At 59.7% G+C, this 25,790-nt stretch carries 23 protein-coding genes; 7 read left to right on the forward strand and 16 right to left on the reverse strand.

Features of this window, described 5'->3' with window-relative positions:
* Positions 1 to 78: 78 nt before the first annotated feature.
* The 8 genes from QMX88_RS14025 to ffh form a co-directional block, all read right to left on the reverse strand.
* A complete protein-coding gene (locus QMX88_RS14025) occupies positions 79 to 654 on the reverse strand; it encodes a hypothetical protein (RefSeq protein WP_282370231.1) in 576 nt (191 codons plus the stop codon).
* Positions 655 to 1,258: 604 nt separating this feature from the next.
* Positions 1,259 to 1,981: a hypothetical protein gene (locus tag QMX88_RS14030; RefSeq protein WP_282370233.1), complete on the reverse strand. Its 723-nt coding sequence runs from the start codon at positions 1,979 to 1,981 to the stop codon at positions 1,259 to 1,261.
* Between the two features lie 152 nt (positions 1,982 to 2,133).
* Entirely contained in the window at positions 2,134 to 3,030 is an 897-nt protein-coding gene (gene xerD, locus QMX88_RS14035; protein ID WP_282370235.1) for a site-specific tyrosine recombinase XerD, read from the reverse strand.
* Positions 3,031 to 3,159: 129 nt separating this feature from the next.
* A complete protein-coding gene (rplS, locus tag QMX88_RS14040) occupies positions 3,160 to 3,510 on the reverse strand; it encodes a 50S ribosomal protein L19 (RefSeq protein ID WP_037012438.1) in 351 nt (116 codons plus the stop codon).
* A 43-nt stretch (positions 3,511 to 3,553) separates the two neighbouring features.
* Entirely contained in the window at positions 3,554 to 4,306 is a 753-nt protein-coding gene (gene trmD, locus QMX88_RS14045) for a tRNA (guanosine(37)-N1)-methyltransferase TrmD (RefSeq protein WP_192170770.1), read from the reverse strand.
* 3 nt (positions 4,307 to 4,309) lie between these two features.
* Complete coding sequence (gene rimM, locus QMX88_RS14050; RefSeq protein WP_282370241.1) at positions 4,310 to 4,846, reverse strand: ribosome maturation factor RimM; 537 nt, start codon at positions 4,844 to 4,846, stop codon at positions 4,310 to 4,312.
* A gap of 5 nt (positions 4,847 to 4,851) precedes the next feature.
* Positions 4,852 to 5,103 (reverse strand): 30S ribosomal protein S16, encoded by a 252-nt coding sequence (gene rpsP, locus QMX88_RS14055; protein ID WP_037012442.1) that lies wholly within the window; start codon positions 5,101 to 5,103, stop codon positions 4,852 to 4,854.
* Between the two features lie 246 nt (positions 5,104 to 5,349).
* Positions 5,350 to 6,729 (reverse strand): signal recognition particle protein, encoded by a 1,380-nt coding sequence (gene ffh, locus QMX88_RS14060; RefSeq protein ID WP_122535068.1) that lies wholly within the window; start codon positions 6,727 to 6,729, stop codon positions 5,350 to 5,352.
* 260 nt (positions 6,730 to 6,989) lie between these two features.
* Here ffh and QMX88_RS14065 point away from each other — a divergent pair, with 260 nt between their 5' ends.
* From QMX88_RS14065 to QMX88_RS14075, 3 genes are all read left to right on the forward strand, one after another.
* Positions 6,990 to 7,802, forward strand: coding sequence for a cytochrome C assembly family protein (locus QMX88_RS14065; protein ID WP_282370247.1), 813 nt, complete (start codon positions 6,990 to 6,992; stop codon positions 7,800 to 7,802).
* A 12-nt stretch (positions 7,803 to 7,814) separates the two neighbouring features.
* Positions 7,815 to 9,053: a transporter associated domain-containing protein gene (locus tag QMX88_RS14070; RefSeq protein WP_282370249.1), complete on the forward strand. Its 1,239-nt coding sequence runs from the start codon at positions 7,815 to 7,817 to the stop codon at positions 9,051 to 9,053.
* 303 nt (positions 9,054 to 9,356) lie between these two features.
* Positions 9,357 to 10,679, forward strand: a complete 1,323-nt coding sequence (locus QMX88_RS14075; protein ID WP_282370251.1) for an MFS transporter — start codon at positions 9,357 to 9,359, stop codon at positions 10,677 to 10,679.
* 83 nt (positions 10,680 to 10,762) lie between these two features.
* Here the strand turns inward: QMX88_RS14075 and purT are convergent, their stop codons facing one another.
* From purT to QMX88_RS14095, 4 genes are all read right to left on the reverse strand, one after another.
* Positions 10,763 to 11,944: a formate-dependent phosphoribosylglycinamide formyltransferase gene (gene purT, locus QMX88_RS14080; protein WP_282370253.1), complete on the reverse strand. Its 1,182-nt coding sequence runs from the start codon at positions 11,942 to 11,944 to the stop codon at positions 10,763 to 10,765.
* Between the two features lie 117 nt (positions 11,945 to 12,061).
* Positions 12,062 to 12,325, reverse strand: coding sequence for a DUF1289 domain-containing protein (locus QMX88_RS14085; RefSeq protein ID WP_282370255.1), 264 nt, complete (start codon positions 12,323 to 12,325; stop codon positions 12,062 to 12,064).
* Complete coding sequence (locus QMX88_RS14090; RefSeq protein WP_282370257.1) at positions 12,325 to 12,849, reverse strand: gamma carbonic anhydrase family protein; 525 nt, start codon at positions 12,847 to 12,849, stop codon at positions 12,325 to 12,327. Before QMX88_RS14090 ends, QMX88_RS14085 begins: the two co-directional genes overlap by 1 nt.
* A gap of 61 nt (positions 12,850 to 12,910) precedes the next feature.
* On the reverse strand, positions 12,911 to 13,522 hold the full coding sequence (locus QMX88_RS14095) for a CoA pyrophosphatase (RefSeq protein WP_282370259.1): 612 nt from the start codon (positions 13,520 to 13,522) through the stop codon (positions 12,911 to 12,913).
* 153 nt (positions 13,523 to 13,675) lie between these two features.
* Between QMX88_RS14095 and QMX88_RS14100 the strand changes: the two genes are divergently transcribed.
* Both QMX88_RS14100 and QMX88_RS14105 read left to right on the forward strand, forming a co-directional pair.
* Positions 13,676 to 14,227 carry an NUDIX hydrolase gene (locus QMX88_RS14100; protein ID WP_192170763.1) on the forward strand — a complete coding sequence of 184 codons (552 nt, stop codon included), beginning with the start codon at positions 13,676 to 13,678 and terminating at the stop codon, positions 14,225 to 14,227.
* A gap of 50 nt (positions 14,228 to 14,277) precedes the next feature.
* Positions 14,278 to 14,841 carry a L,D-transpeptidase family protein gene (locus tag QMX88_RS14105; RefSeq protein ID WP_192170762.1) on the forward strand — a complete coding sequence of 188 codons (564 nt, stop codon included), beginning with the start codon at positions 14,278 to 14,280 and terminating at the stop codon, positions 14,839 to 14,841.
* A gap of 55 nt (positions 14,842 to 14,896) precedes the next feature.
* On the opposite strand, the gene QMX88_RS14110 is transcribed toward QMX88_RS14105, so the two are convergent.
* Both QMX88_RS14110 and purL read right to left on the reverse strand, forming a co-directional pair.
* Positions 14,897 to 15,208, reverse strand: a complete 312-nt coding sequence (locus QMX88_RS14110) for a Nif3-like dinuclear metal center hexameric protein (RefSeq protein WP_282370264.1) — start codon at positions 15,206 to 15,208, stop codon at positions 14,897 to 14,899.
* 6 nt (positions 15,209 to 15,214) lie between these two features.
* Positions 15,215 to 19,114, reverse strand: coding sequence for a phosphoribosylformylglycinamidine synthase (purL, locus tag QMX88_RS14115; protein ID WP_282370266.1), 3,900 nt, complete (start codon positions 19,112 to 19,114; stop codon positions 15,215 to 15,217).
* Positions 19,115 to 19,327: 213 nt separating this feature from the next.
* On the opposite strand from purL, the gene mltF reads away from it, so the two are divergent.
* Positions 19,328 to 20,788, forward strand: a complete 1,461-nt coding sequence (gene mltF / locus QMX88_RS14120) for a membrane-bound lytic murein transglycosylase MltF (RefSeq protein ID WP_282370268.1) — start codon at positions 19,328 to 19,330, stop codon at positions 20,786 to 20,788.
* Between the two features lie 33 nt (positions 20,789 to 20,821).
* Here mltF and tadA read toward each other — a convergent pair whose 3' ends face one another.
* Both tadA and QMX88_RS14130 read right to left on the reverse strand, forming a co-directional pair.
* On the reverse strand, positions 20,822 to 21,304 hold the full coding sequence (tadA, locus tag QMX88_RS14125) for a tRNA adenosine(34) deaminase TadA (RefSeq protein ID WP_282370270.1): 483 nt from the start codon (positions 21,302 to 21,304) through the stop codon (positions 20,822 to 20,824).
* Positions 21,304 to 22,677, reverse strand: coding sequence for a multicopper oxidase family protein (locus tag QMX88_RS14130; protein WP_282370272.1), 1,374 nt, complete (start codon positions 22,675 to 22,677; stop codon positions 21,304 to 21,306). The genes tadA and QMX88_RS14130 overlap by 1 nt, the downstream gene beginning before the upstream one ends.
* Before the next feature lie 171 nt (positions 22,678 to 22,848).
* Between QMX88_RS14130 and QMX88_RS14135 the strand changes: the two genes are divergently transcribed.
* On the forward strand, positions 22,849 to 25,782 hold the full coding sequence (locus tag QMX88_RS14135; protein ID WP_282370274.1) for a membrane-targeted effector domain-containing toxin: 2,934 nt from the start codon (positions 22,849 to 22,851) through the stop codon (positions 25,780 to 25,782).
* The last annotated feature ends 8 nt before the right edge of the window (positions 25,783 to 25,790 follow it).

A 25,790-nucleotide genomic window follows, 5' to 3' on the forward strand; every position in this document is an offset into this window, starting at 1 on the left:
CCGCGGGGGCCGGGATTTGCTTAAAACCCCACCGGGCCGCCACCCCCCCCCCCACTGCGACCCTGCTGGTGCAATAGCTTAAACGTTGAACTTGATTGAACCGTCTGGGTTATAAGTTCCGATCAGCTTAAATTTCAGCTCTGCTGGAGTGCCACCGAAAGATAGGGAAAAACTTCCATAATCGCCCCTCGGGTCCAGAGAGGTCACAATGTGGTATCCGCTATCATGAACATCCAGCCCCCAGTAACCCGTATCAACGTCCGCGAGTGTGAATTCTGCACCAGGCTCATTGCGATCATCTGTCCGTGTTAAGTAAAAATCGGCTGGTTCGGTATGCTGAAACACTCTACTGCCATTAGCGCTTATAAAAGGATGGCCCGAATCCATTTGCAACCTTGATTTCGGGGACGTAGGTGAAGATCCAGGCTGCGTAGTTTCTGATTCGTAATACCCCAAAAAGCGCACGTGATAGGATTTATTGGAACTTCCTATGAATCCAAGCACCATTGATCTCTTTTCCATCTTACTCAAAAAAAGCACATAAACATCTGGGGCTTTTTCGCCATTAATTTTCAATCCAGAAAAAAACAACTTTGCGCCCTCCTTGAGATCAACTGTAGCTACAAATGATTCCCTCGTGACTTCATTAGACATGTTTTCTCTCGTGAGCAAAAATCCAGCAATAAGATAAATTTGAAACAGACAAGGCTCAACACCGCACTCTCATCGCGGTCAAGATACCCAACCAAACCACCCCTTGTTTGAAACCCGCACCTCGGTCTACATAACGAGAATGAGGCACCTGCGACTTCCACGCCAAAGCACTGAGCGTGCTTAATCCGAGACTGGAAATTGAATTCCGCCATCCCCTCCAGCGTTATTGAAGAAGTCCAATGCGAATCCGTTCTCCAGACTTACCGTCGTCAGAAACTTAACTATCCAACGTCGTAGCCGTACCTCTCAACCTGGCAAGGTTTAAGAACATTACTAACCAAATATAGCAGCCCTCGAATCACCGCACTGATGATGCCAAGATCAATTGGAAATCACTCGCCTAACATTTCGCTATTAGGTGGAGACGACAAATTGGAAATTCGCTTTACCCCTTCGCAGGGTGCCTCGCATGCAATTTCCCGCAACCGCGCAAGGGCTACGCGGGTGCGGGTGCGGGTGCGGGCTATCAAGGCTGATTTGTACGGGCAAAGGCGTTACAGCGACATTTGTGGCACTCGAAGCCATCGCCGATCTCATCTTTGCCCTAGGTGAACTGGATCTCACCGTCCGGGCCATAGACACCGATCACTCTTAATTTAAAAAGCGCGTCTACGCCATCGCGGTCACTCATCCGGGCACACCACTGTTTACCCTCCAGACGTTCGGGGGGAATCATTTTTAGATAACTCTTAGTTGTCGAAGACCATAGCTTCACAAACTGTGGGGGCTCATTATCTATACAGATCTCAAGAGCACTTTCCTTGTTGTTTGTCTTCACAATACAGCCCTTGGCATCCACGCCAATCCATAATGCCTCCGAGCTTTTCTCAAACCACGGATTCAGCAGTTTCGGGCCAGGATCTAAATTAAGGCCTATATCAGCAACTTCTTCACGTGTTGCTTCAGTGATAAAAAACTCGACTTTCTCTGGCACGGACCCGGCCTTGCTGTGAATAACCAGAGGTGGTCCACCAAAATGACCTGCCAAGGGTACCGGAGCCCCGTCTCTCGGGTTGAATGCAGAGTCAAGGAGTCCCCAGCAGGACAATGCATACACCCCAGGACGGACATAGCGAAACTCAACCACAAGGGATTTATCAAGGGATTTATCCGTCAGCGTGCTGGCATGTAAATATTCGTGTGGCTCGGTCTCCAACCGGGCGCCCTCTCCTTCCACAGTCCTGGAGAATCCCAATACAGGAAAAAAATCACCATCCTTCAATTCCAGAGTTGCCAGAAATGAACCGCCCATCAAGTCAGTAGCCATCTTATTTCTCCTTCCATGTGATTTTAGAGTGTTGAGTTCAACTGTAGCTGCTTTTGAACCACTCTATTTCCCACGCAAAGATCAATTCGAAATCAACCTTCTAACCATTCGCTATCAACTCACCCACTCCTGGCAAGATGCACGAAGTACTCTTATCCCCTCGGATGGTGCTTCGTGTGCATTTCCTGCAACCGCGCGCGGGCGACGTGGGTGTAGATCTGCGTGGTCGACAGGTCGCTGTGACCAAGGAGCATCTGCACCACGCGCAGGTCGGCGCCGTGGTTGAGCAGGTGGGTGGCGAAGGCGTGACGCAGTGTGTGGGGGGAAAGGGATTTGCCGATGCCGGCGACTTTGGCCTGGTGCTTGATGCGATGCCAGAAGGTCTGGCGGGTCATCTGTTCACCGCGCTGACTGGGAAACAGCACGTCGCTGGGCCGACCGTTGAGCAATTCGTGGCGAGCATCGCGCATGTAACGCTCGACCCAGACGATGGCTTCCTCCCCCATGGGCACCAGACGTTCCTTGCTGCCCTTGCCCATGATGCGCAACACGCCCTGGCGCAAGTTGACCTGCTCAAGCGTCAGGCTGATCAGTTCGGTCACCCGCAGTCCGCAGGCATAGAGCACTTCCAGCATGGCTCGGTCGCGCTGACCGATGGTGTCACTCAGGTCCGGCGCGGCCAGCAATGCTTCAACGTCGGCTTCGGACAAGGATTTGGGCAGTGGCTTACCCAACTGCGGCATGTCGACCTGCAACGTCGGGTCGACCGCAATCAGCTTTTCCCTAAGGAGGTAGCGATAGAAGCCGCGCACGCCGGAAAGGAGTCGCGCCGTCGAGCGAGGTTTGTAGCCATTTTCGACCCGCCACCCCAAGTGGTCGAGAATCGCTTCCCGACTGACACTCATCAGGTCCACGCCCTTTTCCTGCAACCAACCGTTGAACAGCGCGAGGTCGCTGCGATAGGCATCGCGCGTGTTGTCCGACAGCCCTTTCTCAAGCCACAGGGCGTCGAGAAAGCGGTCGATCATGGGATGGTCAATGGCGGGCATGGGTTCTGACTTGATTGTTGAAAAGCGGGGGGCAGTTTTTCATACCTGCACAGGCGGGACAAAACCAAATCCCAGAAAGCAAAAAAGCAGCCCGTAGGCTGCTTCTTCATTCGCATGGGAAGACTGGGATTAAACCAGTTTTTCCTTGATGCGAGCTGCTTTACCGGACAGGTCACGCAGGTAGTACAGCTTGGCCTTGCGAACGTCGCCGCGACGTTTCACAGCCATGCTGTCGATTTGCGGGCTGTAGGTCTGGAAAGTACGTTCAACGCCAACACCGTTGGAGATTTTACGAACAGTGAAAGCACTGTTCACACCACGGTTACGCTTGGCGATAACAACGCCTTCGAACGCCTGCAGACGAGCGCGATCGCCTTCCTTCACTTTCACCTGAACGACAATGGTGTCGCCCGGGGCAAAGGGAGGGATCTCTTTGGTCATCTGCTCTGCTTCGAGTGCAAGGATGATTTTGTTAGTCATGCTGTGCTCCTAAGGTAAACCGGTCTGATTTACCATCGATACGTTAACTATCGTCCCGCTCGCGGAGGTATTCCGCCAGCAGCTTCTTCTCTTCTCCAGAAAGCGAGCGGCTTTCCAGAAGATCGGCGCGTCGTTCATAGGTCCGCCCGAGGGACTGCTGTAAACGCCAACGCCGGATGTGTGCGTGATTGCCACTAAGCAATACGTCGGGAACACGCTGATCCGCATACACCTCCGGTCGGGTGTAGTGCGGGCAATCCAGCAGACCATCCGTGAAGGAATCTTCCTCCGCGGAATCTACATGCCCTAAAGCTCCAGGCAGCAGTCGCGTAACCGCATCTATCAGGACCATGGCCGGCAGCTCACCGCCAGATAACACATAGTCGCCAATCGACCACTCTTCATCGACATGAGCTTCAATGAAACGCTCGTCGACGCCTTCGTAACGACCGGCAATCAGGATAAGTGCTTCTTCCTGCGCCAGTTCGCGTACCGCAGACTGATCCAGCTTGCGGCCTTGTGGCGACAGGTAAATTACCTTCGCCGCATCCCCCGCCGCCTGCCTGGCCTGAACCAGAGCATCTTCGAGGGGCTTGATCTTCATCACCATGCCAGGGCCACCGCCAAACGGGCGATCGTCCACAGTGTGATGTCGATCAGTGGTGTAATCCCTCGGATTCCAACAGGTGAGCTGCAACAGCTCCTGTTTCACCGCACGGCTGGTAATGCCGTATTCGCTGATGGCGGAAAACATCTCGGGAAACAGCGTGATTACTTCTATGCGCAGGCTGGCCATTGCTTAGAAATCCGCGTCCCATTCCACCTTCATCTCGCCTGCAACCAGATCAACTGCCAACACGCATTGCTCCGTATAGGGCAAAAGGCGTTCGCGATCGTCCAGACTGCCTGCGCAGGGTTTGACCACCATTACATCGTTGGCGCCGGTTTCCAGAAGATGATCGACCTTCCCGAGCAATTGCCCAAGACTGTCAATGACCTTCAGACCTTCAAGCTGGTACCAGTAGTACTCGCCGTCGGTCAATTCAGGGAACAGGTTGCGTGGCACGCAGATCTCGTAACCGGCCAGAAGACGAGCTTCTTCACGATCATCAAGACCCTTGAGCTTGGCGACCAGGAACTTGTCGTTCCCGCGTCCACTGACCAGCTCGACCTGTTTCACATTGCCTTCGCGCTTGAGCGTCCAGGTTTTGTACTGCAACAGGTTTTCGGTTGGATCAGTAAAGGAATACACCTTCACTTCGCCGCGAACGCCGTGTACCGAGTAAATCTTGCCGATGACGATCAGATCGTCGGCGGAAGCTGGCGTCGCGTTCATATTGCTCAGGCCGCAGCCTTAGCAGATTCCTTCAACAGCGAAGCAACACGCTCAGAAGGTTGTGCACCAACGCTCAGCCAGTAGGCCAGACGCTCTTGGTTCACGGACAGACGGATTTCCTGACCACGGGCAACCGGGTTGAAGAAACCGATTTGTTCCTTGTGGGAACCGTCACGTGGGTTGCGGCTGTCGGTGACAGTCAGGTGGTAGAACGGGCGCTTTTTAGAGCCGCCAAGGGCAAGACGGATTGTTAGCATTGAACAATTTTCCTGTAGTCGGTGCTGCAAATCTAAGATGCACAGCGGGCATGGGTGCCCGAAAGGCCGCATATTCTAAGGAATATCCGGATTTTTGCAAATGACTTTTTCCGGCGTACGCCGTCGGGCCACCTAGATCTGCCATGGAGCCGTCAGGGATGACGGCAGTGAGTGCCTGCCTGAGCAGGCCACCGGGACGGTTGCCCCAATGAAGAACGCGCGGGAATAACGCCCGCGCGATGCAATTTACATTTTGGGCATACCGCCGCCGCCGGGCAGCATTCCGCCCATGCCGCGCATCATTTTGGCCATGCCGCCCTTGGTCGAAAACTTTTTCATCATCTTCTGCATCTGTTTGTGCTGCTTGATCAGACGACCGATGTCCTGCACCTGGGTGCCGGAACCCATGGCGATACGGCGTTTGCGTGAACCGCTGATCAACTCAGGGTCGCGACGCTCGGCCGGGGTCATCGAGTTGATGATGGCTTCCATCTGCTTGAACTGCTTCTCGGCGGCGCTTTGCGCGTTGCCCATCTGCGACAGATTAACGCCGCCGATGCTTGGCAGTTTGTCCATGAGCCCGCCCAGGCCGCCCATGTTCTTCATCTGTTGCAACTGATCGCGGAAGTCTTCGAGGTCGAAGCCCTTGCCCTTCTTCAACTTCTTGGCCAGTTTGTCGGCCTTGTCCTTGTCGAGGGTCTGTTCGGCCTGCTCGATCAGACTGAGCACGTCGCCCATGCCCAGGATGCGCGATGCGATACGGTCCGGGTGGAACGGCTCCAGCGCCTCGCTCTTCTCGCCCATACCGATGAACTTGATCGGCTTGCCGGTGATGGCGCGCACCGACAGCGCAGCACCGCCACGGGCGTCGCCGTCGACCTTGGTCAGGATCACGCCGGTCAGCGGCAGCGCGTCACCGAAGGCCTTGGCGGTGTTGGCGGCATCCTGGCCGGTCATGGCGTCGACCACGAACAGCGTCTCGGCCGGCTTGACCGCCGCGTGCAGCGCCTGGATCTCGCCCATCATTTCCGCGTCGATGTGCAGACGACCGGCGGTGTCGAGGATCACGACATCGATGAACTTGAGCTTGGCTTCTTTAATAGCCGCTTCGGCGATGTCGACCGGCTTCTGGCTGATGTCGGACGGGAAGAACGTCACGCCGATGTCGTTGGCCAGGGTTTCCAGCTGCTTGATAGCGGCGGGACGGTAAACGTCCGCCGACACCAGCATCACGGTTTTCTTTTTGCGTTCTTTCAGGAAGCGGGCGAGCTTGCCGGCAGTAGTGGTCTTGCCCGCACCTTGCAGACCGGCCATCAGGATGACCGCCGGCGGCGTGACGTTGAGGGTCAGCTCTTCGTTGGCCGCCCCCATCATCTCTTCCAGCTCGGCCTGGACGATCTTCACGAACGCCTGGCCCGGCGTCAGGCTGCGCGACACCTCGGTGCCGACGGCGCGCTCCTTGATGCGATTGACGAAGTCTTTGACAACCGGCAAGGCGACGTCGGCTTCAAGCAGCGCCATACGCACTTCACGCAGTGTGTCCTTGATGTTGTCCTCGGTCAGCTTGGCCTTGCCAGTGACCTGGCGCAGCGTCTGCGAGAGACGATCTGTCAGATTTTCAAACATGCGTGATCCTTTGGGTTCGTGCTGAACCCCGATTGATGCGGCCCGGCCCGTAGCGGCCTTTTCAGTCGGCTGCCGACATCGCGACGCCTGCGCTTTGAAGGCGGCTGAAACAGCGATCGGCGAGCCTGTGGCTTGAGCAGGTCGCGGATTATAGCGAAGACTCCGGCGCACGGACACCACGGCGTCTGCTTCTGTAGTCTTTCGTGGAATGCGCGTTATATGCCAAACTCACCCGCTTTCGGGCACGCCCAACAGGATCTATGTCCCCCTTGTCACCGAGTTTGCTCTTCAGCCTCGCCGCCGCCGTCTTCTACGCCGCTGCGACCGTCTACCAGGGTACGCGCCTGCGTCAGGGCCAAAAGGCCGACAAATGGCTGCTGTGCCTGATCGGCACCCTTGCCGTTGCCTGCCAGGCCAGTGCCCTGTTCGGCCAACTGGTGCGCCCTATCGGCCTGGGTCTGGACTTTTTCAGTGCCGCCAGCCTGATCGCTGTGTCCGTGATCATCGTGACCATGCTCGCGTGCATTCGTCTCCCGGTGGAAATCCTGCTGATCCTCCTGTTCCCGCTGGGGCTACTGACGACCCTGATGGCGCAGTTTGCGCCCTCCGGCACGCTGCAGCCGATCATTGAAGAACACGGCATCATCAGCCATATCCTGCTCTCGATCCTCGCTTACGGGATGTTTACCATTGCGGTGTTCCAGTCGCTGCTCCTGTTGTTGCAGGATCATCAGCTGAAAAACAAACACCCCCTTGGCCTGATCAAAAGCTTCCCGCCGCTGCAAACCATGGAAAGCCTGCTCTTCGGCTTCCTCTGGGCCGGCTGGGTCTTGCTGTCGATGTCGCTGATTTCCGGCTGGCTGTTCGTCGAAAACCTGTTTGCCCAGCATCTGGTGCACAAAACCCTGCTGTCGATCCTGGCGTGGATCGTCTTCAGTGTGCTGCTGTGGGGACGCCATCATCTGGGCTGGCGCGGCCACAAGGCGATCCGCTGGACCCTGGGCGGGTTCCTGCTCCTGATGCTCGCCTATTTCGGCAGCAAGCTCGTTCGTGAATACATCCTGCACATCTGACGGGCGTTGATCATGGATAATCTGCCGGTCGGCACAATGCTCACGCTGCTTGCCCTGCTCACCCTCTGGTCCGGGCTATTCAGTGCGGTAGAGGCTGCGCACCACAATCTCAGGGCAATGCGGGTCAACCCCCGCTCCAACGAACCACCGAAGCCGGTTCTGGCGTTCAACCTCAACAGCCTCATCCTCGGCAACACGCTGCTCAAGGCGCTGATTACCGTCCTCGCCACGTTACTTGCCATCGGCCACTGGTATTTCCACGGTCCGCTGATTGCCTGGCTGGGCGTCGCCAGCGTGCTGGTGGTGGTGACCGAATTCATTCCGCGAAAGCTGGCGGGGCGTCGGCCCGAATCCATTCTGCTGCTGGGCAACAACGTGCTGCGCATCCCGGTTCGCCTGTTGCAGCCGCTGACCTGGATCTACAAGAACATCGCCAAAACGCTATTGCGCCCTTTTCTGTCGAAGCGTCGGCCAGACAGCGTCGATGACGATGACGACGCGCACCCGACGGTCTATCAGGACAACGAAAGCCAGTATGGCCGCGCCCACGTGATCTCTGGGATCTACGCGCTGGACCGCATGACCGTGAACGACATCCTGGTGCCGCGCAGCGAAGTCGACGGCATCAACCTCGACGACACCATCGAAGAGATCATCGACAAGCTGATCATCTCCCGGCACACCCGTCTGCCGGTCTACCACAACGACATCAATCAGGTGGAAGGCGTGCTCAACACGCGGATGATCAGCCACCTGCTGCCGCGCAACGAACTGACCAAAGAGGCACTGCAAGCCGCCTGCTACGAGCCGTACTTTGTCCCGGAAAGCACGCCACTGCAGATGCAACTGCTCAATTTCCATAAGCAGCAGCGGCGCATGGGCGTGGTCGTCGATGAGTACGGCGAGGTGCTGGGCATCGTCAGCCTCGAAGACATTCTCGAAGAGATCGTCGGTGAATTCGAAAGCGAGCAGGCCCTCGATAACCCGCACATTCAGCCGCAGCCTGACGGACGTCTGGTGATTGATGGGGCGGCGTCGATTCGCGATCTGAATAAAAGCCTCGCCTGGCATCTGCCCTCCGATGGCCCCAAAACCCTCAACGGGCTGATCACCGAAGCGCTGGAGACGATCCCCAACAGCGCGGTCTGCCTGAAGATCGGGCCCTACCGCCTGGAAATCCTCGAAACCGAGGACAACCGTGTCAGCCGGGTGCTGATGTGGCTGAACACCCGCACTAAAGACGTGATCTAAACAGGCAGGCGGCGCCCTGAAACACTTGTTTCCGCGCCAATCCCCTTCCTATAATCGATCCGCTTACCCAGCCCCGCCGATCCGCGTGCTACCCGCACAACGCGCGATCCGGCCAGTCACACAGCCTGACCGCTCACGCGACACCCTGGCCTTCGCTCCCATCCCGAGCACGCCACGCGCCTTTGCCCGCATCCGGGCTAATCTGTTCAGCGCTGGACCCAAAACAACAATTACGATTGCCGCAGCGCGCGCACGAAATTTCGTCTCCCGCTGACAGGCGATACGACTGCCAGGGATATCCGCATGACCACGACTTCTGCCTGTCCAACCCGCGACGAGAGCGAAACCCGCCCCGCCAACTCCGCGGCCCGCGTCGCCACCGCCAGCTTTATCGGCACCGCGATCGAGTTCTACGATTTCTACGTGTACGCCACCGCCGCCGCGCTGGTGATCGGCCCGGTGTTCTTTCCGCAAACTTCCAGCACCGCACAGATGCTGTCGGCGTTTCTAACGTTCGGGATCGCCTTTCTCGCACGTCCGCTGGGCTCGGCGCTGTTCGGCCACTTCGGTGACCGTGTCGGCCGCAAATCGACGTTGGTCGCCTCCCTGTTGCTCATGGGTGTCTGCACCACGCTGATCGGCGCTCTGCCAGGCTACGACGCCATCGGCTCATGGGCGCCGATTCTGCTCTGCGTGCTGCGCTTCGGCCAAGGCCTCGGACTGGGCGGCGAATGGGGCGGCGCGGCGCTGCTGGCCACCGAGAATGCGCCCAAGGGCAAACGTGCGTGGTTCGGCATGTTTCCGCAGTTGGGTCCTTCCATCGGTTTCCTTGCAGCAAACGGGCTGTTTCTGACGCTGGCGATGACGCTGGACGACGAGCAATTCCGCTCCTGGGGCTGGCGCGTGCCGTTTCTGCTCAGCGCCGTGCTGGTCATCATCGGGCTGTACGTGCGGCTGAAGCTTGAGGAAACGCCTGTTTTCGCCAAGGCCATCGCCCGCCATGAGCGTGTGAAACTGCCAATTGCCGAACTGTTCGGTCAGTACTGGAAGCCGATGCTGCTGGGGGCAGCGTCAATGGTGGTGTGCTACGCGCTGTTCTACATTTCCACCGTCTTCTCGCTGAGCTACGGGGTGAAAACCTTGGGTTACAGCCGCGAGTCGTTTCTCGCCATGCTGTGTTTTGCGGTGCTGTTCATGGCCCTGGCGACGCCGCTTTCGGCATTGGCGAGTGATCGATTTGGTCGCAAGCCGGTGCTGGTGATCGGCGGCGTGCTGGCGATCCTGTCGGGCTTTCTGATGGAGCCCTTGCTGACCCACGGCACGACTTGGGCGGTGACGCTGTTCCTGTCGATCGAGCTGTTTCTGATGGGCGTTACGTTCGCGCCGATGGGGGCGATGTTGCCGGAGCTGTTTCCTACGCGGGTGCGTTATACCGGCGCGTCGGCGGCCTACAACATCGGTGGCATTGTAGGTGCCTCGGTCGCGCCGTTCTTCGCACAGAAGCTGGTGGAAATGGGCGGCCTGAGCTGGGTCGGTGGGTATGTCTCGGCGGCGGCATTGATCAGCGTGATCGCCGTGCTGTGCCTGAAAGAAACCCGGCACGCAGACCTGGATACGATTGCCTGATCACACCGGATCTCTTTTTTAGCGACGCAACAGCCAAACAAAAACGGCGCCCCTGAGGGCGCCGTTTCTATTCAGCGTAAAGCTTACAACTGGACCTTCACCGCCATCGAAGCGCGAGTGGCCTTGCGACGGGCCGCTTCGATCGACTCGTCACGGGCCAGAGCCACGCCCATGCGGCGCTGACCATTGACCTCGGGCTTGCCGAACAGGCGCAGCGCGGTGTCCGGTTCGCTCAGGGCTTGTTCCAGGTTGGCGAACGCCGTCTGGGTCGATTGACCTTCGACCAGAATCACCGCCGACGCCGATGGCCCGAACTGGCGAATCAGCGGGATCGGCAGACCGAGAATGGCCCGGGCGTGCAGCGCGAACTGCGACAGGTCCTGGGAAATCAGCGTGACCAGACCGGTGTCGTGGGGACGCGGCGAGACTTCGCTGAACCAGACCTGATCGCCTTTGATGAACAGCTCGACGCCAAACAGACCACGGCCACCCAGCGCGTCGGTTACCGCTTTGGCGACGCGCTCGGACTCGGCCAATGCGACCGGGCTCATGGCCTGGGGCTGCCACGATTCCTGATAGTCGCCCTTCTCCTGACGATGGCCGACCGGTGCGCAGAAGGTGGTGCCGCCGACGTGACGCACGGTCAGCAAAGTGATTTCGTAATCGAAATCAATGAAGCCTTCGATGATCACCCGGCCTTTGCCGGCACGACCACCTTCTTGGGCGTAGTCCCAGGCCTTCTGGATGTCCGCGTCGATTTTCAGCAGGCTCTGGCCTTTGCCCGACGAGCTCATCACCGGCTTGACCACGCACGGGAAGCCCAGGTCTTCGACGGCTTTTTTGTAGTCTTCGAAGGTATCGGCGAAGTGATACGGCGAGGTCGGCAGGTCCAGCTCTTCAGCGGCCAGACGACGAATGCCTTCGCGGTTCATGGTCAGCTGCGCAGCGCGGGCCGTCGGAATGACCGTGAAGCCTTCGGACTCCAGCTCCACCAGAGTCGCGGTGGCGATGGCTTCGATTTCCGGGACGATGTAATGGGGCTTCTCGGATTCGATGACCGCACGCAAGGCGGCGCCGTCGAGCATGTTGATGACGTGGCTGCGGTGCGCGACCTGCATCGCCGGAGCGTTGGCGTAACGGTCGACGGCGATCACTTCAACGCCCAGGCGTTGCAGCTCGATCACCACTTCCTTGCCAAGCTCGCCGCAACCGCAGAGCAAAACGCGGGTCGCGGTCGGCGACAGTGGAGTTCCGATTTGAGTCATCTCAGGTCCTCGTGGAGCAGGTCGAGGGTTGCTCGCCGTGTGCAAGCAACCGCAGGTAGAAAGGCGCGCAATTTACCATGAAGGCCGGGGAATGGGATGCAGCGGCGCAGGGTTGATTCAACGTCGAGGGCTGTTGCCACTCACTTGAAACATCATCCCGCTCGCCCTCGCCCGCTCATCGCAGGCGACCAACACGGCACGGCGCGCCTGGTTGTCCATTCGGCTCCAGCCGGTGATCTCGGCCACGGTGCGCTGGCAACCGGTGCAGATGTCGGCGTTGTCCAGTGCGCAAATGCTCACACAGGGCGAGCGGATCGGCTTTTCATGGATCGGCTGTTCATCGACGGGTGCGGCATGGATGGGGGGTTCGGCGCTGGACATCAATCTTCCTGCGGGGCCAGGTCACGCGCGTAGCGCTGGGCGTTGTGGACGTAGTGAACGGCGCTGGCGTCGAGCATCTGCTTCTGTGCGTCAGTCAGCTCGCGGACAATCTTGCCCGGCGAGCCCATGACCAGTGAACCGTCAGGAATGACTTTGCCTTCGCCGATCAGTGAATTCGCGCCGATGATGCAGTGTTTGCCGATCTTCGCGCCGTTGAGGATGACCGAGTTAATGCCGATGAGCGTGCTGTCACCCACGCTGCAACCATGCAGCATCGCGTTGTGGCCGATGGTCACGTTGCGGCCGATGGTCAGCGGCGAGCCCATGTCGGTGTGCATGACGGTGCCGTCCTGCACGTTGCTGTTCTCGCCGATGTCGATCAGCTCGTTGTCGCCGCGCAGCACGGCGCCAAACCAGACGCTGGCGTTGGCCTGCAAGCGCACATTACCGATGACAGTGGCTGTCGGCGCGATCCAACTGCTGGCGTGCGCGTCGACGCGGGCATCGCCCAGGCGGTACTTCATGGTCTGCTCCTCATGGCTCGGTTCTCATGGCTCGGTTCTCATCGCTCGGCGCGGCCGTGGCTCAGGATTTCAGCGTGTGGATCATTGATCGTTTGGGCGGTTCGTTGAGGTCGATGCCGCTGTCGAACAACAGGTTCATCAGCTCGACGATCATGATCGCGGTCAGGCCCCAGATCTTGTACTCGCCGAAGCGGTAACTCGGCACGTACCAGCTGCGCCCTTGATAGTCGATGCGGTGGGTGTGTTCGCGCGCATCCTGGCGGAAGAAATCCAGCGGCACGCTGAAGACCGCCGCGATCTCGCCATCATTAGGGGTGTATTCAACGAAGTCGGGAATAACGCCGACGTAGGGCGTCACTTTGATGCCGTGCTTGGAGATCAACGGACTCAGCGGGCCGATCACCTCCACGAGACCCGGTGGCAAACCGATTTCCTCTTGGGCTTCGCGCAGCGCCGTGAAGATCAGGTCAGGGTCTTCCGGATCACGCCGTCCGCCCGGAAAGGCCACTTCGCCGCCGTGGGTCGACAGGCCGCTGGCGCGCAGGGTCAGCACCAGTTCGGGCTCTGCGCTGCGAGTGATGGGCAGAAGCACGGCGGCTTCGGGAAAGCGCGCGTCCGTTTCCAGCATCACCGGCGTGTGGCTGCTCATACGGTGAAGTAGCTCATCCAGCATGGGAATTCTCGATCGGTTGCCTGCCCGGCATCATGCACCAAAGCGAAGATGCGCCCAAGTCTTGTAGGACAACCCGCCCGCGCAAGACGCCTCTTGCCGTCCACCCGCGCTACAGCTCAAGATAGCCGCTGCCAACAGGAACCCGATTCGATCATGAAATTCTGCAGCAACTGCGGCGAACAGGTCATCCAGCGTATCCCCGAGGGCGACAGCCGCCCGCGTTACGTGTGTGAACATTGCGACACCATTCACTACCAGAACCCCAACATCGTGGCCGGCGTCGTGCCGGTGTGGGGCGAGAAAGTGTTGCTGTGCCGTCGCGCCATCGAACCACGACTGGGTTACTGGACGTTACCCGCCGGTTTCATGGAAAACGGCGAAAGTGTCGAGCAGGCCGCGCGCCGCGAGACACTTGAAGAAGCCTGCGCGGAGGTCGAGGACCTGCAGCTGTATTCAATGATCGATGTGCCGCACATCAACCAGGTGCACATCTTCTACCGCTCGAACCTGGTCAGACCGGAGTTCGCGGCCGGCATCGAAAGCCTGGAAGTGAAGTTGTTCGACGAAGCCGATATCCCGTGGTCGGAGCTGGCTTTCCAGACCGTCAGACGTACCCTAGAATGCTTTTTCCGCGACCGGCGGCAGCAGGATTTCCAGGTGCACACCGATTGCCTGTCCGTCACACCTCCTCATAAAACCACTTGATCAAGACGACGGCGCGCGATTGCCGCGCAGGCTTCAGGGATACCCTTTTCATGCGTTGGTTGCTTGCCGTTTTATGCCTGTCGGTTGTGCCGATGTCCCAGGCTGCGTTCACTCAGACCATCGTGCCCAAAGGCAGCGAACAGAAGTTCGTCGGCGGTAAGGTTGTCGACACCCAGAACATCGCGGACCGGACCATCGATAAGGTGCTGGTGCTCAAATCCGCACATCAGCTGCAGCTGATCAGCCGTGGCGAGGCGCTGAAGACCTATCGAATCTCACTGGGCAAAGCGCCCATCGGACCGAAACTGCAAGAGGGAGACCAGCGCACACCGGAAGGTTTCTACTGGCTCGACTGGCGCAAGACCAGCGACGCCTACAACCTGTCGATGCACATTTCCTACCCCAACATTTCCGATGCCGCACGCGCCCGTCGCGAAGGCGTGAAGCCCGGCAGCATGATCATGATCCACGGTACGCCGATCAATGACGATTACCCGGAGTGGTATTTCCACACGCTCGACTGGACGAACGGCTGCATCGCGATGCGCAACAGCGATATTCGTGAGGTGTGGGATCTGGTGAAAGACGGCACGATGATCGAGATTCGGCCGTAAGTAGCTGCGGGGGTCATGCAGAAAGCATCTGTCTAAAGCAAGGCTGCGGGGAAAGCTAGATATCTTCCAGTTTCCACACGTCATAAGCCGGTACTTCATAAGGATGACTGGCCTTCAACGCAGCAACCGCCTGCCCGATCAGCTCATCTGACACGACAAGCTCGACCTTCCATTCCTGAACTTGCTCGACCTCGCCGGCGTGCCCGATGAACGGCTGACTGCCGTCCAGCGGGCGAAACTGGCCTTGCCCGAGCACCTGCCATGAGCAGCAGTCATACGCGCCGATTCGCCCCGCACCGGCGGCGAACAACGCGTTTTTGACCTGCTCCACATGGCTCGGTGGCACAAAGAACGCCAGCTTGTACATCAGCGATCAGTTAACCCAGACGCGCGCGTTACGGAACATGCGCATCCACGCGCCATCTTCAGCCCACTCATCCGGACGCCACGAGTTGGTCACGGCGCGGAACACACGCTCAGGGTGCGGCATCATGATGGTGACGCGACCGTCGAGCGTGGTCAGACCCGCAATACCACGGGGCGAGCCGTTCGGGTTGGCGGGATAGGTTTCAGTGACCTTGCCGTGATTGTCCACGAAACGCACGGCAACGGTGCCGGACAGATCGGTTTCAATCAGCGCTTCAGGGGTCTTGAACTCGGCGTGACCCTCACCGTGCGCGATGGCGATCGGCATGTGCGAGCCGGCCATACCTTGCAGGAAGATCGACGCCGACTTCTGGATTTCGACCATCGCCACGCGCGCTTCGAACTGCTCCGAGCGGTTGCGCACGAAGTGCGGCCAGAACTCGCTGCCCGGGATCAGTTCGCTGAGGTTGGACATCATCTGGCAACCGTTGCAGACACCCAGCGCGAAGCTGTCGCTGCGGGCGAAGAAGCCCTGGAACGCATCCCGTGCACGGCTGTTGAACAGCGCGGACTTGGCCCAGCCTTCGCCGGCACCCAGTACGTCGCCGTAGGAGAAACCACCGCACGCCACCAGACCTTTGAAGTCATTGAGGTCGACGCGACCGGCGAGGATGTCGCTCATGTGCACGTCGACCGAGGCGAAACCGGCGCGGTCGAAGGCAGCCGCCATTTCAACCTGACCGTTAACGCCCTGCTCACGCAGCACTGCCACTTGTGGGCGAACGCCCTTCTTGATGTAAGGCGCAGCGATGTCGTCGTTGACGTCATAGCCCAGCTTGACGTTCAGGCCCGGGTTGTCTTCTTCCAGCAGCGCATCGAATTCCTGATCGGCGCAATCGGCGTTATCACGCAGGCGCTGGATCTGATAGCTGGTTTCGCTCCACTGGCGCTGCAGCAGGCGGCGATCACCTTTGAACACGGTGTCGCCGCTCAGGCTGATGATCACGTCGCTGTTGTTAATCGGCTTTCCGATCACGGCAACGCAATCTTCGCCCAGGCCGGCAGCGCTGAATTGCGCGAGCACGAGCGGCGTAGCGTCCTGACGAACCTGGATCACTGCACCCAGCTCTTCGTTGAACAGAATGGCCGCGACTTTTTCGCGCTTGCCGGTCAGCGTGTCGAGTTCGAGGTTCAGGCCACAATGGCCTGCGAACGCCATTTCCAGCACGGTCGCCATCAAGCCACCGTCGGAACGGTCGTGATAGGCCAGCAGGTGGCCGTCGGCGTTGAGGCCCTGAATGACGGCGAAGAAAGCTTTGAGGTCTTCGGCGTCATCGACGTCCGGCGCGACGCTGCCGAGCTTGCCGTGGGTCTGGGCGAGAATCGACGCGCCCATGCGGTTCTGGCCACGGCCGAGGTCGATCAGGATCAGATCGGTCAGGCCCTTGTCCATGCGCAGTTGCGGGGTCAGGGTCTTGCGGATGTCGGTGACCGGTGCGAAACCGGTAACGATCAGCGACAGCGGCGAGGTCACGGTTTTTTCGGTGCCTTCGTCGTTCCAGCGAGTCTTCATGGACATCGAGTCCTTGCCCACCGGAATGGTAATGCCCAGCTCAGGGCAGAGCTCCATGCCGACCGCTTTCACGGTGTCGTACAGACGCGCGTCTTCGCCCGGGTGGCCGGCGGCGGACATCCAGTTGGCGGACAGCTTGATGTCGGAGATCTTGCCGATGCTCGACGCCGCGATGTTGGTCAGGGTCTCGCCAATCGCCATGCGACCGGACGCCGGAGCATCCAGCAAGGCCAGCGGGGTGCGCTCCCCCATCGCCATGGCTTCGCCGGTGTACACGTCAAAGCTGGTTGCGGTGACGGCGACGTCCGCCACGGGCACTTGCCACGGGCCGACCATCTGGTCGCGATTGACCATACCGGTGATGCTGCGGTCGCCAATGGTAATAAGGAAGCTCTTGCTCGCCACGGCCGGATGATGCAACACGCGCTGCACGCTTTCTTCGATGTCGAGGGCGCTTGGGTCGAAGTCGTCGCCCAGCTCGGTTTCACGCTCGGCCGAACGGTGCATGCGCGGGGCCTTGCCCAGCAGCACTTCCAGCGGCATGTCGACAGGGTTGTTGCCGAAGTGGCTGTCGGTGACGGTCAGTTGCGGCTCTTCAGTCGCCTCGCCTACCACCGCAAACGGGCAACGCTCACGTTCACAGATGGCTTTGAAGCGTTCGAAATCAGGGGCGCTGACGGCCAGAACGTAACGTTCCTGGGACTCGTTGCTCCAGATTTCCAGCGGCGCCATGCCTGGCTCGTCGTTCGGCACGTTGCGCAGCTCGAAGCGGCCACCGCGGCCGCCGTCGTTGACCAGTTCCGGGAAGGCGTTGGACAGACCGCCCGCGCCGACGTCATGGATGAACGCGATCGGGTTGGCCTCGCCCAGTTGCCAGCAGCGGTCGATGACCTCCTGGCAGCGGCGTTCCATTTCCGGGTTTTCACGCTGTACCGAAGCGAAGTCCAGGTCAGCCGAGCTGGTGCCGGTAGCCATGGAGGAAGCTGCGCCGCCACCCAGACCGATCAGCATCGCCGGGCCGCCGAGCACGATCAGCTTGGCGCCGACGGTGATTTCGGCTTTCTGCACGTGCCCTTCGCGAATGTTGCCCATGCCGCCTGCGAGCATGATTGGCTTGTGGTAGCCGCGAACTTCATCGCCGTGTGGCGTGCTGATGGACTGCTCGAAGGTACGGAAATAACCGGTCAGGGCCGGACGACCGAACTCATTGTTGAACGCCGCGCCACCCAGCGGGCCTTCGATCATGATGTCCAGCGGCGTCACGATGCGCTCGGGCTTGCCGTACGGCTTTTCCCAAGGCTGCTCGAAACCCGGAATGTTCAGGTTGGACACCGTGAAACCGGTCAGGCCGGCTTTCGGCTTGGCACCACGGCCAGTTGCGCCCTCGTCACGGATCTCGCCGCCGGAACCGGTGGCTGCGCCCGGAAACGGAGCAATCGCCGTCGGGTGGTTGTGGGTTTCGACCTTCATCAGAATGTGCACCGGCTCCTGAACCGCACCGTACTCGCGGCTTTCAGGATTCGGGAAAAAGCGGCCGGCAACGCTGCCGACGATCACCGAAGCGTTGTCCTTGTAAGCAGACAGCACGCCTTCGTTGTGCATCTGATAGGTGTTCTTGATCATGCCGAACAGGCTTTTTTCCTGGCTCTGGCCGTCGATGTCCCAACTGGCGTTGAAGATCTTGTGACGGCAGTGCTCGGAGTTCGCCTGCGCGAACATCATCAGTTCGATGTCGTGGGGGTTGCGCTTGAGGCCGGTGAACGCGTTCACCAGATAATCGATTTCGTCTTCGGCGAGGGCCAGGCCCAGTTCGACGTTGGCTTTTTCCAGCGCCGCGCGGCCGCCACCCAGTACGTCGATGGCGATCAGCGGCTTGGGCTCGGCGTGGCTGAACAGGCTGGAGGCCTCTTCCAGCGCGCCCAGTACGATCTGGGTCATGCGGTCGTGCAGCGCGTCGGCGATCAGCTGTGCGTCGGCGTCGCTGAACTGACCTTCTACATAAAAGGCAATACCGCGCTCAAGACGCTGGATCTTGGTCAGGCTGCAATTGCGCGCGATGTCGGTGGCCTTGCTCGACCATGGCGAAATGGTGCCGAAACGCGGGAGGACCAGGAACAGACGGCCCGCGGGCTCCTGCACCGGTACGCTCGGACCGTATTTCAGCAGGCGGGCAAGCACTTGCTGCTCGTCTTCGGTCAGGACGCCATTGACCTCAGCGAAGTGGGCGAATTCAGCGTACAGGCCACTGACAGCCGGAACTTTATCGTTCAGCTGCGCAAGTAATTTCTTGTGGCGGAAGGCGGAAAGGGCGGGAGCACCACGCAGGATCAACATCGTCGGGACAGCCTCGGGAAGGGGGTGTGCTTTGAGGCCGTGCATTCTAGCCTAATCGCTCACCGTCGGCACCCGAAACCACGGCATGGGATGCACCCGAATGTCGGCTCCGGGCGCTTGCCTGCGTCGGAAGGTAAAAAATCCTCTGCTCTATCAGACGCGACCCGCGCTGTCGAGATATGGCGGTATGGCTGCTTTGCGTATACTGCACCGATGTTTTCCCAATCAGATTTCCGCCCACGCTGTGCCAAGTGGCTCATCGCAACCGGAATCTTCCTGCTGCTCGGCGCGTGTGTGGAGAAACCCAACACGCTGGAACGAGTCAAGGAGGATGGCGTTCTGCGGGTCGTCACCCGCAACAGCCCGGCGACCTATTTTCAGGACCGCAACGGTGAAACCGGTTTCGAGTACGAACTGGTGAAGCGCTTCGCCGACGATTTGGGCGTTGAACTGAAAATCGAAGCCGCTGACAACCTCGACGACCTGTTCGATCAGATGGGCAAACCCGGCGGGCCGGTGCTGGCGGCAGCGGGTCTGGTCAGCAGCGAAAACCGCGCGAAGCAGGTACGTTTTTCCCACTCCTATCTTGAAGTCACCCCTCAGGTCGTTTACCGCAACGGCCAGTCGCGCCCCACCGATCCGGGCGATCTGGTCGGCAAGCGCATCCTCGTGCTTAAAGGCAGCAGCCACGCCGAGCAACTGGCAGCGCTGAAGGTCAAGTACCCCGGCATCAACTACGAAGAGTCCGATCAGGTCGAAGTCGTCGACCTGTTGCGTATGGTGGACGAGGGCCAGATCGACCTGACCCTGGTGGACTCCAACGAATTGGCGATGAATCAGGTGTATTTCCCCAACGTTCGCGTGGGCTTCGACCTCGGCGATGGCCGCGATCAGCGTTGGGCAGTGGCGTTAGGCGATGACAACAGCCTGCTCAATGAGATCAACGCCTATCTCGACAAAATGCAGAAAAACGGCATGCTGCAGCGGCTCAAAGACCGCTATTACGGGCATGTCGACGTGCTCGGTTACGTTGGCGCCTACACCTTCGCCCAGCACTTGCAGGAACGCCTGCCCAAGTACGAAAAGCACTTCCAGACCGCCGCCAAGGCTGAACAGGTCGACTGGCGTTTGCTGGCGGCAATCGGTTATCAGGAATCCTTGTGGCAGCCGGGCGTGACGTCGAAGACCGGCGTGCGCGGCTTGATGATGCTGACCCAGAGCACGGCCCAGGCCATGGGCGTGTCCAATCGGCTCGACGCCAAACAGAGTATTCAGGGCGGCGCCAAGTATTTTGCCTACGTCAAAGAACAGCTCGACGACTCGATTCAGGAGCCCGATCGCACCTGGCTGGCGCTGGCGTCCTACAACATTGGCACTGGCCATCTGGACGACGCGCGCAAGCTGGCGGAAAGCGAAGGCCTGAACCCGAACAAGTGGCTGGACGTAAAGAAGATGCTGCCGCGTCTGTCGCAGAAGAAGTGGTACAGCAAAACCCGCTACGGCTATGCGAGGGGCGGTGAACCGGTCAGTTTCGTCGCCAACATCCGCCGTTATTACGACATCCTGACGTGGGTGACGCAGCCGCAGATGGAAGGCGGCCAGGTCGCGGAAGGCTCGCTGCATGTGCCCGGGGTAGACAAGACCAAGCCGTCGGAAGAGAAAGCGCCGCTTTAGTCAGCGCCAGAATCCGCTCGCCGTCGCGCTGAACTACCCCTTCGCCCGCCTCATCCTGAAAAACTCACTCAGCATCGTCCCGCACTCCTCCCCCAGCACCCCGCCTTCAAACAGCACGCGATGATTCAGGAAAGGCTGCGTAAAGAACTGGCCCTGACTCTGCACCACCCCCGCTTTCGGCTCAGTCGCGCCATACACCACGCGGGTGATGCGCGAGTGGACGATCAAACCGGCGCACATGCTGCAGGGCTCCAAGGTCACGTACAGCGTGCTGCCCGGCAGGCGGTAATTGCTGAGTGACTGCGCCGCTGCGCGAATGGCGACCATCTCGGCGTGGGCGCTGGGGTCGTTGCCGCTGATGGGGCAGTTGAAACCGCGGCCGACGATTTCACCGTCCTGCACCACCACCGCGCCGACCGGCACCTCGCCCAGCAACGCACCCTCCGCTGCCAGCGCCAGGGCTTCACGCATGAAGTGCTGATCGCGGCTGCGATCAATGATAGGCGGCTGACGCATCAGGAGACCTCGATAGCGGCCATGAGACCGGTTTCCATGTGATCGATCACATGGCAGTGAAACATCCACACGCCGGGATTATCCGCCACCAAAGCGACGCGCGCGCGCTCATTGCGCCCCAGCAGGTAGGTGTCGGTGAAGTACGGAATCACGTCCTTGCGATTGGAGGCGATGACTTTGAAGCTCATGCCGTGCAAGTGAATGGGATGCTGATACTGCGTCATGTTCTTCAGCTCGAAGATGTAACTCTTGCCTCGTTCTAGCCTGGCGATCGGCCGGTCGGCGCAGGTCTTGTCGGTGATGTCCCAGGCCTGGCCATTGATCTGCCACAAGCTGGGCGGTTTGCCGTTGTCGACATTCACCGACACTGAACCGACCCACTCGAAATTGAAATTGAGCTTCTCGGCGTTGGCCAGATCAGGCTCGGCGACCGGATTCGCCGGCAGCTCAGGCGGCCATTTGCCCGGCGCATCGTTGTTGGCGACCGAGCGAAAGGTGCCCAGCCGTACGGGGCCGTTGCGCAGGGAGATCTCTTCACCGGCGGCAGGCGCCTTGATCGCCAGACAGATGCGCATGCCCGGCCCCAGCCAGTAATCCTTGCCCAGCGCGCGCGGTTTGACCGGGTTGCCGTCCAGGGCGTAGATCATCGCCTCCGCGCCCGGCAGGTTCAGGCGATAGGTCACCGTGTTGTCCAGGTTGAGAATGCGCACCCGAGTGATTTGCCCGGCAGGCAGCTCGACGACGCCTTGTGGCACGCCATTAATCGTGGACAATCGCCCCGCCGTGCCCTCGCGTGCGGCCTCGCGAATGACGCTGAAGTCGGTGAAAGCGCCCTCCTCGTCCACGTGCCAGCTCTTCAGGCTGACCACGCGTTCGTGGGCAAACCCGGTCGGCTCGCGCTCCTCGACGATCAGCGGCCCGACCAGCCCGCGACCGAGCTCCTCGCTGCTGCTGACGTGGGGGTGATACCAATAGCTGCCAGCGTCCGGCACACGGAATTTATAGTCGAAATACTCGCCCGGCTTGACCGGCAATTGCGAGACGTAAGGCACGCCGTCCATCTCCAGCGGCAGCCGAATGCCGTGCCAATGAATGGTGGTTTCAACGGGCAGGTGATTGATGAACCGCACCCTCAGCCATTCGCCCTGCCTGACGCGCAGTTCAGTGCCCGGCGCCGAACCGCCGAATGCCCAGGCGGGCGTCTGGTGTCCCGCAACCAGCTCGACGTCCAGCGGCGCGGCGATCAGCTCGTAATCGTGCCCTTCGCCCGGCCCGCGCTTGCCCAGCCAATACCTTGAAGCGCCGCCCGCGCCAAGCCCGACCACGGCAAGACCGGCCAGACCTCCGAGTATCTGTCGACGGGTAAAAGACATGTACGAAAAAACCTCAAACGACGGGTCGCATCCTTGAACAATGCGAGGGGCGGACACGATACACCTGCACTTACAGAAATTTAAGAAGACCGCGTACGCAATACATATTTAGTGCCAAATGAATCGGCAATCACGCCAAGCTTGTCTTCCCGTTCATCAAGGAAGACGAATATGACCATCGCAGTTAATCACCTGTCCTCTGCAACCCTGGACCAGGATCGAACCGCCCTCATCAGAATAAGTGAGCGTCTGGTCGAGGCCTGCCCGGACATGCGCGAAATGGCCCGCAGCATCGCCCGGGAAATCCTCCTGCGTCAGACCGGTCACGACGCCGAGCCCGACACGGTTTACTGGCACCGCTTCCACACGGCGGTCAGCAGTCCGCGATCATTCAATGGCTGGCAGCACCGCGATGCGCCCTATCAGTCGATGACCCTCCCGCAGCTGGTCATGCACCGTTTCAACCCCCACGACCAAGACAACGCCGACACCCTGCAGATGCTTAGCGGGTTCTACACCGCAGACGCCGATGCAGACGCCTTCGATGAGCGAAACGAGGTCAGGATGTTGCCCGCTCAGGTCATGAGCGAGTTTTGGTCGGTGGATTTCAAATCCCGCTATCACGAGAAGCTGAAGGCGTTCTGGCGCGACTTCGCCGATCACTTCCGCACCATGGCGAAGGCCAACTTTATCGCCAGCGCCCTTGAAGACCATCAAGCGGGATGGCTCACCGAAGAGGACCTGCGAAGCGTCCTACGCGCGGCGAACGTAGAACCGCCCGAGTCACCAAGCCTGGAAACCCTTCAAGCCAGCGCTCCGGCCAGCGCCGAAGCGAGCGCCTGGACCTTCGACGTGATCGGCTATGAAGCCAGCGATATCCTGCGCATTGTGACCGCCGGCGGCCGACAGATTCTCTACACCCCCGGCGAAGTGCAGGCGTTTCATGCTTTTGCGACGCCGGAAGAACTGCACTGGTGGCTGCTGTCGCAAAACAACCGCCCGGAGCGACGCGCGCGTTTCATGGGTCACTTCCCGCTGTCCGCCCACGGCGAGGCTGACGACAACATCGGGTTGTTTCACGGCCTGGACGTGCTTTACACCACATGGGGCGCAGCGAATCCCGGCGTGATCAATCAACACAGCCAGCACGTGTCGGGCGACCCGTTCACTCATCTGCGCGACTCGATCCGCACGCGGATGTTGGCCGACGCAGACCTGGCGCTGCACTCCAACGGCGACCTGCGCAAACAGATGTGGATTGGTTATCTGCGGTCGTTCTCTCAGCTTTCCGGTGCGCTGGCAGCGATTGACTGGCCGATTGCGCTGGCAGCCGTCGGCGCGGGCATCGCCGACATGGGCCTCAACATTGATCAGGCCGTGAACGGCGCGAGCACGGCGCAACGCAAGGCGGGGGTCATCGGCGCTGTGACGGCCAGCATCGACGTCCTGTTCAACAGCGCCTTTCTTGTCGGCGGGGAAGCGATATCGGAAAGCGAGTTGCTGCGGCCTGAACCCGAGGGGGAACCAGTACCCGAAGTTGATGAGCCTATTGATCAATTCGTTGAAACGCCGGGCTTCGAACCAGAATCCGTTTACCCCTTTGAACGCAACGATGGGCTGGCCTCCTTCGAGACCAACATGCTGCTGGACGCCTTCGAACCCATAGGCGAAGAAGGCCGTATGAAAGGCATCTACCTGACTGATCAGGGCGAGACATTTATCGAGATCGATGGCTTCGCCTACGCCGTTCGCTACATCAACGAGCTCAAATCCTGGGCCATCATTGATCCGGAAAATCCCTTCTCGTTTTACCGAAACTTGCCTGTGCGACTTAACAGCGCCGGCACGTGGGAGCCTGTCACACCCCTGGGCCTGTCAGGCGGCGGGAAGGTGCTCGGCAGGATGTGGCCCGGTCGTGGTGTCGGCGTTTCTCCGCAGACGACCACCCTTCCCAGCCCATACGAAATCCCCGACGCGCTGAAACCGGAGGTCATGGATGGCGCGCAGTATGGCGGTCGCTTTGTCGACGATCGCTATCGCAGTCCCGATTTCGACAAGCCCGACCCGTACGACGAGTTCAAGCGCATCCGTCGCAATCTGCGAGACGACGCCAACGCATTCTTCAACACGCTGGAACTGCCAAAGCGTCCAGAGATTCCCGAACTGCCTGCCAACGCGCCGCTCAAAAGCGTTCTCAAGAGCCTATTCAAACGCTCGTCGGGCCTGGTCATCGGCGAGAGTCATGCCGGGATCGGCAGCAAGCAATTTCTCATTGAACAGATGCCGTTACTCGCCAAGCTCAAGGTGAAAACCCTCTACATGGAGCACATGCTCACCGACTTCCATCAGGCTGATCTGGATGCTTTTTCGAGAACCGGCACTTTGTCGTCTCAGCTCGAGGAGTACATCAAGACGCTGGACAAAGGCCATCGAACTGACCCAACCGGAAAGTACACCTTTATGGCCGTGCTCAAATCCGCGCAAGAAAACCGCGTGCGCATTCGGGCAATCGACTGCATGGCGAGCTACCGCGTCGACGGGATGGAGGGGGCGGAGCAAACGCTGCGGCAGAAGGTGATGAACTACTACGCCAAAGGCGTCATCGACGCGGACCAAGGGGCGAGAAGCGACGGCAACTGGGTGGCACTTTTGGGTAACTCCCACGCCAATACGTACCAGGGTGTTCCCGGTATCGCGGAACTGGAAGGGGCTGTAGGGCTGCGCATTGAGGACGTTCGTGTGGCAGAGTCAGCGGGAATAACGTCAGACCCCGGCATAGAAACGACCGACACGGTAGGCCGTCGTGCGGGACGAGTGCAGAGTGATCTGCGTCTGCAGGTTCTGGTCGCCGCGCCCCGGATTGAGCTCAGCCAGGAGAACAAGCTGCTTCGAGCGGGCATGTTCACCCTCGATGACAGTGACGGTCAGTTGACCCTCGTTCACCGCAGCAATGAAGGCGTGGCGGTTCGTACCGAGATCAAACGGGAGGGCAAGCGCGTTTATATCGATCGGCCTAAATGGCAGCGGGTGAGCGGACGTCGATTTGAGACGTTGGCGGATCTGACGACTGCGCTGGAGCTGATGGGGATGACGTTGGTGCGGTGAGGCCTTGA

The organism is Pseudomonas sp. PS02290, from assembly GCF_029960075.1.
Taxonomy (GTDB): domain Bacteria; phylum Pseudomonadota; class Gammaproteobacteria; order Pseudomonadales; family Pseudomonadaceae; genus Aquipseudomonas.

Coding starts and splice junctions, on each gene's coding strand:
- QMX88_RS14025 (WP_282370231.1), bottom strand. CDS start 654: ATGTCTAATGAAGTCACGAGGGAATCATTTGTAGCTACAGTTGATCTC.
- QMX88_RS14030 (WP_282370233.1), bottom strand. CDS start 1,981: ATGGCTACTGACTTGATGGGCGGTTCATTTCTGGCAACTCTGGAATTG.
- xerD (WP_282370235.1), bottom strand. CDS start 3,030: ATGCCCGCCATTGACCATCCCATGATCGACCGCTTTCTCGACGCCCTG.
- rplS (WP_037012438.1), bottom strand. CDS start 3,510: ATGACTAACAAAATCATCCTTGCACTCGAAGCAGAGCAGATGACCAAA.
- trmD (WP_192170770.1), bottom strand. CDS start 4,306: ATGGCCAGCCTGCGCATAGAAGTAATCACGCTGTTTCCCGAGATGTTT.
- rimM (WP_282370241.1), bottom strand. CDS start 4,846: ATGAACGCGACGCCAGCTTCCGCCGACGATCTGATCGTCATCGGCAAG.
- rpsP (WP_037012442.1), bottom strand. CDS start 5,103: ATGCTAACAATCCGTCTTGCCCTTGGCGGCTCTAAAAAGCGCCCGTTC.
- ffh (WP_122535068.1), bottom strand. CDS start 6,729: ATGTTTGAAAATCTGACAGATCGTCTCTCGCAGACGCTGCGCCAGGTC.
- QMX88_RS14065 (WP_282370247.1), top strand. CDS start 6,990: ATGTCCCCCTTGTCACCGAGTTTGCTCTTCAGCCTCGCCGCCGCCGTC.
- QMX88_RS14070 (WP_282370249.1), top strand. CDS start 7,815: ATGGATAATCTGCCGGTCGGCACAATGCTCACGCTGCTTGCCCTGCTC.
- QMX88_RS14075 (WP_282370251.1), top strand. CDS start 9,357: ATGACCACGACTTCTGCCTGTCCAACCCGCGACGAGAGCGAAACCCGC.
- purT (WP_282370253.1), bottom strand. CDS start 11,944: ATGACTCAAATCGGAACTCCACTGTCGCCGACCGCGACCCGCGTTTTG.
- QMX88_RS14085 (WP_282370255.1), bottom strand. CDS start 12,325: ATGTCCAGCGCCGAACCCCCCATCCATGCCGCACCCGTCGATGAACAG.
- QMX88_RS14090 (WP_282370257.1), bottom strand. CDS start 12,849: ATGAAGTACCGCCTGGGCGATGCCCGCGTCGACGCGCACGCCAGCAGT.
- QMX88_RS14095 (WP_282370259.1), bottom strand. CDS start 13,522: ATGCTGGATGAGCTACTTCACCGTATGAGCAGCCACACGCCGGTGATG.
- QMX88_RS14100 (WP_192170763.1), top strand. CDS start 13,676: ATGAAATTCTGCAGCAACTGCGGCGAACAGGTCATCCAGCGTATCCCC.
- QMX88_RS14105 (WP_192170762.1), top strand. CDS start 14,278: ATGCGTTGGTTGCTTGCCGTTTTATGCCTGTCGGTTGTGCCGATGTCC.
- QMX88_RS14110 (WP_282370264.1), bottom strand. CDS start 15,208: ATGTACAAGCTGGCGTTCTTTGTGCCACCGAGCCATGTGGAGCAGGTC.
- purL (WP_282370266.1), bottom strand. CDS start 19,114: ATGTTGATCCTGCGTGGTGCTCCCGCCCTTTCCGCCTTCCGCCACAAG.
- mltF (WP_282370268.1), top strand. CDS start 19,328: ATGTTTTCCCAATCAGATTTCCGCCCACGCTGTGCCAAGTGGCTCATC.
- tadA (WP_282370270.1), bottom strand. CDS start 21,304: ATGCGTCAGCCGCCTATCATTGATCGCAGCCGCGATCAGCACTTCATG.
- QMX88_RS14130 (WP_282370272.1), bottom strand. CDS start 22,677: ATGTCTTTTACCCGTCGACAGATACTCGGAGGTCTGGCCGGTCTTGCC.
- QMX88_RS14135 (WP_282370274.1), top strand. CDS start 22,849: ATGACCATCGCAGTTAATCACCTGTCCTCTGCAACCCTGGACCAGGAT.